Annotated in this window: 8 protein-coding genes; 1 reads left to right on the forward strand and 7 read right to left on the reverse strand. The window is 65.9% G+C overall.

From position 1 onward, the window contains the following. The first annotated feature begins 128 nt into the window (after window positions 1-128). Entirely contained in the window at window positions 129-1,346 is a 1,218-nt protein-coding gene (locus RDW26_RS07680; RefSeq protein WP_307983137.1) for an MFS transporter, read from the forward strand. A 231-nt stretch (window positions 1,347-1,577) separates the two neighbouring features. On the opposite strand, the gene RDW26_RS07685 is transcribed toward RDW26_RS07680, so the two are convergent. The 7 genes from RDW26_RS07685 to RDW26_RS07715 form a co-directional block, all read right to left on the reverse strand. Further along, entirely contained in the window at window positions 1,578-1,781 is a 204-nt protein-coding gene (locus tag RDW26_RS07685; protein ID WP_042436473.1) for a cold-shock protein, read from the reverse strand. Between the two features lie 856 nt (window positions 1,782-2,637). Beyond that, window positions 2,638-3,468 (reverse strand): RNA methyltransferase, encoded by an 831-nt coding sequence (locus tag RDW26_RS07690; RefSeq protein WP_307983138.1) that lies wholly within the window; start codon window positions 3,466-3,468, stop codon window positions 2,638-2,640. Between the two features lie 124 nt (window positions 3,469-3,592). Beyond that, window positions 3,593-4,369 (reverse strand): TatD family hydrolase, encoded by a 777-nt coding sequence (locus RDW26_RS07695; RefSeq protein ID WP_307983139.1) that lies wholly within the window; start codon window positions 4,367-4,369, stop codon window positions 3,593-3,595. Further along, complete coding sequence (locus tag RDW26_RS07700) at window positions 4,366-4,668, reverse strand: putative quinol monooxygenase (RefSeq protein ID WP_302941751.1); 303 nt, start codon at window positions 4,666-4,668, stop codon at window positions 4,366-4,368. The genes RDW26_RS07695 and RDW26_RS07700 overlap by 4 nt, the downstream gene beginning before the upstream one ends. Window positions 4,669-4,687: 19 nt before the next feature. Beyond that, window positions 4,688-5,665 carry a tRNA threonylcarbamoyladenosine dehydratase gene (locus tag RDW26_RS07705; protein WP_307983140.1) on the reverse strand — a complete coding sequence of 326 codons (978 nt, stop codon included), beginning with the start codon at window positions 5,663-5,665 and terminating at the stop codon, window positions 4,688-4,690. 210 nt (window positions 5,666-5,875) lie between these two features. Further along, window positions 5,876-7,306: a hypothetical protein gene (locus tag RDW26_RS07710; RefSeq protein ID WP_307983141.1), complete on the reverse strand. Its 1,431-nt coding sequence runs from the start codon at window positions 7,304-7,306 to the stop codon at window positions 5,876-5,878. Window positions 7,307-7,846: 540 nt separating this feature from the next. Then, a complete protein-coding gene (locus RDW26_RS07715; RefSeq protein WP_307981617.1) occupies window positions 7,847-8,281 on the reverse strand; it encodes an Rrf2 family transcriptional regulator in 435 nt (144 codons plus the stop codon). Between the last annotated feature and the right edge of the window lie 136 nt (window positions 8,282-8,417).

Consider the following 8,417-nt stretch of genomic DNA (forward strand, 5'->3'; position numbering starts at 1 on the left):
CGTAACCGACGCTCTCCTGGCCGTTGTATTTCAGGCTCGTAAATTCTGCAACAAACCCTTGCAAATAATCGGTATGAGAGTATTTTCATTGGAAGTTTGGCCACTTGCGGAATAGGATGGAAATCACTATGCCACACAAAGAAAAAGCTTCCGAGATGAAGCACTACGCCGGCAAAGCCGTGTTCTCCGCGGCCATCGGCCACGCGCTCGACGGTCTGGACCTCATGATCTTGAGCTTCGCGCTCTCCGGCATCATCGCCACCTTCGGCGTGGACAACGCCACCGCCGGCTCGCTCACGTCCATCACGCTGGCGGGCGCCTTTTTAGGCGGCCTGGTCTTCGGCACGCTGGCCGACAAGCTCGGCCGCATCAGGGTGCTCACCTACTCGGTCATCTTCTTCGGCATGTTCACCCTGTGCTCGGCCTTCGCCCCCAACTTCGAGCTGATGGCGCTGTTCCGCTTCCTGGCGGGCTTGGGCATCGGCGCCGAGTTCGGCCTGGGCATGGCCATCGCTTCCGAGGTTTCCAGCCCCGCTAACCGCGCGAAGGCCACTTCCGCCGTCGGCTTGGGCTTCCAGGTAGGCGTGCTGGTCGCCTCGCTGGCGTCCGCGCCCATCATCGCCGCGTTCGGCTGGCGCGGCCTGTTCGCGGTCGGCGTCGTTCCCGCCATCGTCGCCATCATCATCCGCGCGTTCGTTCCCGAACCGCCCATCTTCGAGGAGCACAAGGCCTCCGGCAAGAAGCACGGCAACCTGGCCAGCCTGTTCAACTCGCCCACGCGCATCAAGTACTCCGTGATCATCATCATCCTGTGCACCGTGCAGAACGCCGGCTACTTCGGCATCATGACCTGGCTGCCGAAGTACCTCAACGGCGAGCTGGGCCTGAGCCTGACCTCCACCGGCATGTGGACCGCCGTCACCGTCATCGGCATGATGATCGGCATCTCGGTGTTCGGTTGGCTGGCCGACAAGGCCGGCCGTCGCCCCGCGTTCTGGACCTTCCAGATCGGCGCCGCCGTCATGATCATCATTTACAGCCAGCTGACCAACCCCACGGCGCTGCTGTTCGGCGGCTTCTTCATGGGCATGTTCGCTAACGGCATGATCGGCGGCTACGGCACGCTGATCGCCGAGCTGTTCCCCACCGAGGTGCGCGGCACAGCTCAGACCGCGCTGTACAACGCCGGCCGCTTCATCGGCGGCGCGTCGGCCCCGGTTGTCATCCCGATCATCGCCGCCGGCCACGGCTTCGGCTTCGCCATCGGCTGCGTGGCCTGCATCTACGTGGTCGCGTTCATCGCCATGTTCTTCCTGCCCGAGAAGAAGGGCTCCGACCTGGAGTAACGGGCTGCGAACTGGACCGGCGCGCCGAGCGCGCTATGCCAGTTCGATCACGCTTGCAAGTTTGCAAAGGCGTCGTCCCCGCAAGGGGCGGCGCCTTTTTGTTTCGGCCGGGGTTTTCCGCTGCTGCTGCGCAACCACCGTTCCCAGCGTCACCTGCGAGCCGAGGCATGAAAAAAGCCCCTGCGCAGCACACGCAGGGGCTTTCAGCTACCTGTTTAAGAAAGCGGTGGGTTACAGACGAACCACGTTGCTTGCCTGGAGCTTGCCGTTCTGACCAGTGGTCACGTCGAAGGAAACAGCCTGGCCCTCGTCGAGGGTCTTGAAGCCGTCCATCTTGATCTCAGAGAAGTGCACGAACAGGTCCTCGCCGTCGTTCTGAGAGATGAAGCCGTAACCCTTCTCGGGGTTAAACCACTTAACAGTACCTTCCGCCATTTTAAATCCTCTTTTCTCTCCCGCGCTATCGCACGGGGGTAACACTGCGCGTTGCATGGCGGCAACACTCGCCCTCACCTCGAGAGCACGCGTTCCATCATACGCTAACAGCCAAGGAAAACGTCCGGGAATCTGGCGTGGCGGGAAGAATTAACGATGGGGTGTTGAAGCGGCAGCAACCGGCATCGACAAGGAAGGGCAACCCGAACGGGAAGCAACGACGGCAAACGCGAACGGACCACAACCAGCGTCCCGGACGAGGGCTGGAAAAGAGGGCAACCGCGTCCGTGGGGGGAGAAGGCGGCGCCGACCGCGACCAACGGGCCGGACAACGCGGCCACGGCATGTGCAAACAGAGCCCCGGACCCCAGGGCAACCCGCGGCTTCCGAGCGCACGCGCCAACAGCAGTCCAAGCGGGTGCGGACTCCAAATCCGATCCCTTTTCATCGGTTGTTGCCAAAAAGCGCGCGAGTGTATGTTGGCACATCGCGGATATGGCACGAGCGGGCGATTTAGTGCAACAAACGCGTGTTTTTACGCTCACCCGACAGGTTAGCGGGGTGGTTTTCACCCTCCGCCGCCAGCGTCCACACGCACTCGCGCATTTTTTGGCAGCTTCTGGCAGACACCCTCCCGATAACGGTTCGGCAATACGCGACCGCAAACAACGATCCTGACGAACTCGCCGCAAGCAGCATCCAGACGCACGCGCCAGAGGCGATCGCGAGCGCGAGCGTCAAACGGGCTTACCGGCGAGTTAGCCGGTGAGCTGCCCGCTGACATGCAACAGCCCAAGCAACCCGCCGCCGGCGCTATCTCGGGCGGAGCCCCCAGAACGCTACGGCGCTGGCGGCGCTATCGCGCGCGCAGCTCCCAAAACGCCACGGCGCTGGCGGCGGCGACGTTGAGGCTGTCCACGCCATGGGCCATGGGGATCTTCACCGTGTAGTCGCAGGCGGCGATGGTCGAGGGGAACAGGCCCGCCCCCTCGGTGCCGAGCACCATGGCCAAGCGCTCGCACTCGGCAAGCCGTGGGTCGCCCAGCGCAAGCGACCGGTCCTCGAGCGCTAACGCCGCTACCTTGAACCCGGCTGCATGCAGCAGCGGGATTCCCTCGGCGGCCCATTGGCGCTGCGTGCCGATGCGCGTCCACGGCACCTGCAACACCGTGCCCTGGCTCGTGCGGCTGGCACGGCGGAATAGCGGATCGTGGCATGAGGGCGTGACCAGCACGGCATCGATGCCGAACGCGTGCGCCGCGCGGAACGCGCTGCCGATGTTGGCATAGTTGCCCACGTCCTCGAGCACGGCGATGCGGCGAGCGCTGGCAAGCAGCTGCGCGGAATCGGGCAGCGCGGGGCGCTCAAACGCCGCCACTGGGCCGCGCACGATCTTGTAGCCGGTGACCTGAGAGAACAGGGAGTCGGGGATGCGCAGCGCCGGGCAGTCGGGGTGTTGTGCGAGCAGCTTGCGGGCAAGCGGCGCGGCGTCGTCTGCCCAGGACTCGCTTACCAGGAAGGAGCGCGGGCGGACGCCGGCCTCGATAGCCGCCGCGATGACCGCGCGCGACTCCGCCATGAACAAGCCAGCGGGCGCGTCGGGCCAAGCAGCCAAATCCGCATCGCGCACACGCGCATACGGTGCCAAGCGCGCATCGTTGACGCAGGTCAGATGCTCATACGGCATAAATTCGTCCTTTCTTTGCCAAGCGTTTGCGGCAAGGCCATCGCGTCGCCCGCAAGGGCCGAGCGGCCGCGAGGGTCGGCAAGTCGTAAGGCTCGCACGGGTCGGGACCGGCGTTGCGGCGAGCCTATTGCTGCAACAGAGTTCGGCTGGTTTGCGCGATTCGCTCGCGTAGTTCGGCGGGGTCGTCGCCTCGCAAGACCGCAAGCTGGGTCAACGTTTCCTCGAGCAGTTTGCGCACTCGGGCGGCGCTCCACGGTGCGCCCGCGGACGCCGGCTCATCGGTCTCAAGCAGCAACCGGTCAACGGGGATGGCCTGCACGTAGGCTCGTCCGCGCTTCGATCCCAACATGCGCGGGTTCACGCTGAAGTAGCAGCCCGCCCGCCGCGCACGCGTGAGCTGGTCGGACGTGCCGGAAAACCAATGGATGATACAGGCGTTGCCCACCATGGCGCCAAGCGCACTCGCACGCTCAAGCACGTCGAGCACGTCATCGACCGCGCGCACGGCATGCACGGACAGCACCTTGTCGCCCGTTCGAGCGCACGCATGAGCGACACACGCCAGCGCATCAAGCTGCGCCTTGCGCGTATCGGCATGACGCGGCGAAAAGTCCAAGCCCACTTCGCCAACGAACCGATTGCGCGCAACAAGACCGTACAAGCGATCCCAATTAGCAGCGACGTCGTATTCGCCAACCCACCAGGGATGCAGGCCCGCACCCGTGCGCACGTTGCCCGTGCCGGCAAGCGCAACCCGCTGCTCGGCGAACTCCGCCGGCGTCACCGTATTCGAGAACGCCCCCACGCCAGCGGCCGTAAGAGTCCGCGCCGCCTGTGCCGCATCTTCGCAAAACCCCAGGTGACAATGCATGTCGAAATAAGCAGGCTCGTCCATGCTCATGCGCCCCCGACAACCAGGCGCACCACCTTGGTGGACAAGCCATAGCGCTGCTTCACGTCAGCGAGCTTCGCAAAATGCGCCGTGCCCGTATGCGCTTGCTGCGCCTCGCTGCTCGACCAACGCTCCAACAAAAGCACCTGATCGGGCGCATCGACTGGCAGCAAATACTCATACTGCAGACAACCCTGCTCCGCGCGACTCGATTCCGCCATGCGCAGCTGAGCCAAATCGCGCAGAAGGTCATCGCGTTCGCCCACCGTTACCGTATAGCGAACCTGAAAGAATACCTCATCGTTCATGAAAGCCTCCCCATAGCCCTTACGCTTCCGGCACTTGGGCTATCTCGCAGAGCACCTTGCCTGCCAGCATCTGACCGAAAATCGGCGGCATGAACGACGCCGTGCCCAGGTTGGTGCGCTCGCGGCGCTCGGCGCCCTCCACGGCGGGGCGCTTCACCGGCTCCTCGCACGAGTACAGCACGCGCAGGCGGCGGATGCCGCGCTTGCGGCACTCCTTGCGCATGACGCGCGCAAGCGGGTCGTTGCGCGTTTCGGAGACGTCGGCGAAGCGCAGGCACTCGGGGTGCAGCTTGTTGGCGCCGCCCATGCTGGAGATAAGCGGCATCCCCGTGCGGTCGGCGTACTCGGCGATGGCCAGTTTTGCGGAAACGGAGTCGATGGCGTCGATGAGCATGTCGACTTTCCCCAGGTAGCGGTCGAGCAGCGGCGCCACGTCGTCGGCGCGCAGGAACATGTCGAGCGCCTCCACCTCGCAGTCGGGGTTGATGTCGTGCACCATGTCGCGCACCACCTCGTGCTTTTTGCGCCCGAGCGTGCTGTGGAACGCGATGGCCTGGCGGTTGATGTTGGACAGCCCGACGATGTCGTGGTCGATGACGATCAGATGCCCCACGCCGCCGCGCGCCAGCGCCTCCACGCAGTTCGAGCCCACGCCGCCCAGACCGATGACCATGACGGTGGCGGCCTCCACGCGGTCGAGGCCGGCGCTGGTCATGATGACCTCGAGCTTCTCGGTGGGCGTTCCGCGGCGCATGCGGACGCGCAGCGACTCGGCGATCTCCTCACGCGTGCGCGGCGTAGCGGCCGCGGCGCCGGCGGAAGGGGCAAAAGCCCTTGGCGAAGCGCCCGCACGCGCGCTCGATGCAGGAGAGGAAGTTTCGGCTGCCGGGGCGACAGCCGCAGAAGCGGCGCCCACCGGGAAGCCGGCGCCCGCCGCTCCGCTCGAGGCCGCCTCGTCCGCAATAGTCGCATTCTTGCTGTTCACGTTCTCGGCCATGCCGCCCCTTTCGCGCGCGCCGCAAAAGCGGCGGTTTCGTGTTTCGCGTTCATCCTAGCATCGCGGGGCGCGCGCAACCCTGCAGCAGCGGGCATCATCACGGAAGAAGGGGAAGGGCGGACGCAAAAGCCCAACATGTGCGCACGCTCGCAAGTCGAGCTAACGCAAAAGCGGGGCGGGCGCGATTGTTGCGCCCGCCCCGCTTGCCCGCTACGAAGCTGTGGTGGAGCTTGTGGAGCCGCTGGCCGAGGAGCCGGACGAAGAACCGCCCGTGGAACCCGTTGAACCGCTGTTCGACGAGGAGCTTCCCGTCCCCGCGGAGCCGCTGGTCGAGGAGCCGCTCGACGAGCTGCTGGAGTCGCTTGCGCTACCGCTGCCGGAGCCGCCGGTTTGCGAACCGGACGTGCTGCCGGAACCGTTGCCGGAACCGCCGGTGGTGGAACCCGTCGAGCTGCCGGCGCCGCTCGCGCTGCCCGACTCCGTGCCGCTGGTCGACGACCCGCTGGTGCTGCCGGAGCCGGAAGCCGAGCTATCCGACGACGCGGTGCCGTCCTGATGCACCGGTGCGGCGGAATCCTTCGTGGCGGCGCCTTGCTGATCCTGCGTTGCCGACTGCTGGGATTTGCCGCTCTGCTTGCCCTTCGTCGTGGAACCGTCGTCGGTTTGCGACGTCGAGGTGCCGGTGAACAGCGGCTCGGTCTTGGTGCCCACGCCTTCGCCCGCCGTCACCAGGTTGATGATGCCCGCGGAAATGGCCACCGCGGCCAGGGCCGACACCACCGACACCGCGATCACTCCGCGCTGCATGCGCTGGCGGCGCAAATGCTCGGCACGACCGCGCAGCACGCCCGTCTCGCCGCTTTCGCGCAGATCGCGCACGCTGCGGGTAGGGGTTACGGAAGCGGCCGGGTCGTCGGTTACGACGGAATCGCCGGACGCCGCCGCAGCGCCGGACGCGGACATCGCACCCATCACGCGGGTTGCGGAGGAGCCTTCGCCGGTCGTCGGCATCACGCGGGTTTCGCCCGCAGCTGCGGAAGCGCCCGCCTCGTCAAGCGGGCTCAGCTCGCGCAGCTTGTCGGCGGAAGCCTGCAAGAACTGCTTGTACACCTGCGAAGCGACCGTGGACACCACCGAGCCGACCGCCACGCCGATGACCGAGCCGGCGATGCCGATCTTCGACGACAGCAGCATCGACGTCACCGCCGCCAACGCGCCGGCGGCCACCTGCGGCACGGACAGACCTTCGAGCAGCCCGCCTAGGCCCTTGCGCTTGGACGCCTCCTCCGCTTCAGCGGCTTCCGCAGCCGCAGCGCCGTTCGCGCCGGGCATGCCATTCGCGCCCCCTGCCGCAAACGCACCGTTCGCGCCGGGCATGCCACCCGCGCCGGACGCCGAAAACGCGGCATTTGCGCCGTTCACGACAGGCACGCCAGGCGCGCCGCTCCCGCCGTTCCTGCCGGAAACGGCGAACGGCACCGCCACCCGCTGCGTCGGCGCCGGGCGACCCTGAAGCGGATACGGCGCTTGAGCTGCCTGCGCGGGCCTGTCGGCTCGCAAGGGCATTTGCCGCGTTTCGCCCGCCGCCAGCATTCTTGTATCCTTACCCGCGGTTTGCGGATTTTCCTGCATATGCGCCATGAGCAACCTCCTCATGCTCGCCTTTTCCTGTGCGCGGCTGGCAATCATCGCGCTCGAACCTTGTATTAAGCTGAAGGCTACGCGCTTCGTCATCGCCCCGATACCCTTTCAGCGAACATTCACCGAAGCGATACCGACCCGTCAAACAACAAGCGCCGAATCCGCAAAAGCTGACCTGGGGTTATTCCAGGCACCTGCCGAAATCCATCCCAAAAACCGCCCAGAACTCCAGACTCATGTCAAAATCAGGCCCGTTTTCCTGCAGAACCGTCCAGAACTCCAGGGTCGCGGCAAAAACCGGGCGACCGTCACCCAAACCACCCAGAACTCCAGGGCCGCGACGGATGCCGCACAACCGAAAGCCAGCGAACAAAACGAGGCCGGCACCACGAAGGGATGCCGGCCTCGCTTCAAGCCGTTTGCAATTGCGAAATCCAGCGCAGCGCTCCGCCACCCTCACGCGGCCGAGCCCTGCACGGGGGAGACGCCCGCGCAGCCCCGTCGCAGCCCCGCCATCTTAGGCAAGCGGCCCCGGCGCCCTTACTCCGCGATCTCGATGTGGGGTTGGGGCGCGTCGGCCAGGTCGCCGACGGTCACGCCGTCCACGTACTTCTCGATGACCTCGTCAAGCCCGGCCCAGAAACGCACCGTGGTGCACACGCTGGCGCGATGGCACGGCTCGGGGCCGTCGAGCGCCGCGCAGGTCACCGGCACCGTAGTGCCCTCGACCGCGCGCAGCACGTCGCCCGCCAGGATATCTTGCGGATCGCGCGCCAGGCGGTATCCGCCGCCCTTGCCGCGCACGCTTGCCAACAAGCCCGCCGACACCATGGGGCGCGCAATCTGCTCCAGATACTTCAGGGACAGTTCCTCGTGTTCGGCCACTTCGCGAAGCGACACCTTCGCCTCGGGCCCCGCTTGCGCGATGCACACCGCCAAGCGCAATGCATATCGTCCCTTCGATGAGATAAGCACGATTCCCCCTTATCGATTCCAACTACTTTCGCCAAACCGCCGAAACGTTTGCCGCGAACCTCGCGCACCGAACGCACGCGGCGAACCCATGCGACGCCTGCGACGCTGCCCGGCGCGCCCAACGGGCCCGCCCTCC

The sequence above is a fragment of the uncultured Senegalimassilia sp. genome, assembly GCF_902464545.1.
Lineage (GTDB): Bacteria > Actinomycetota > Coriobacteriia > Coriobacteriales > Eggerthellaceae > Senegalimassilia.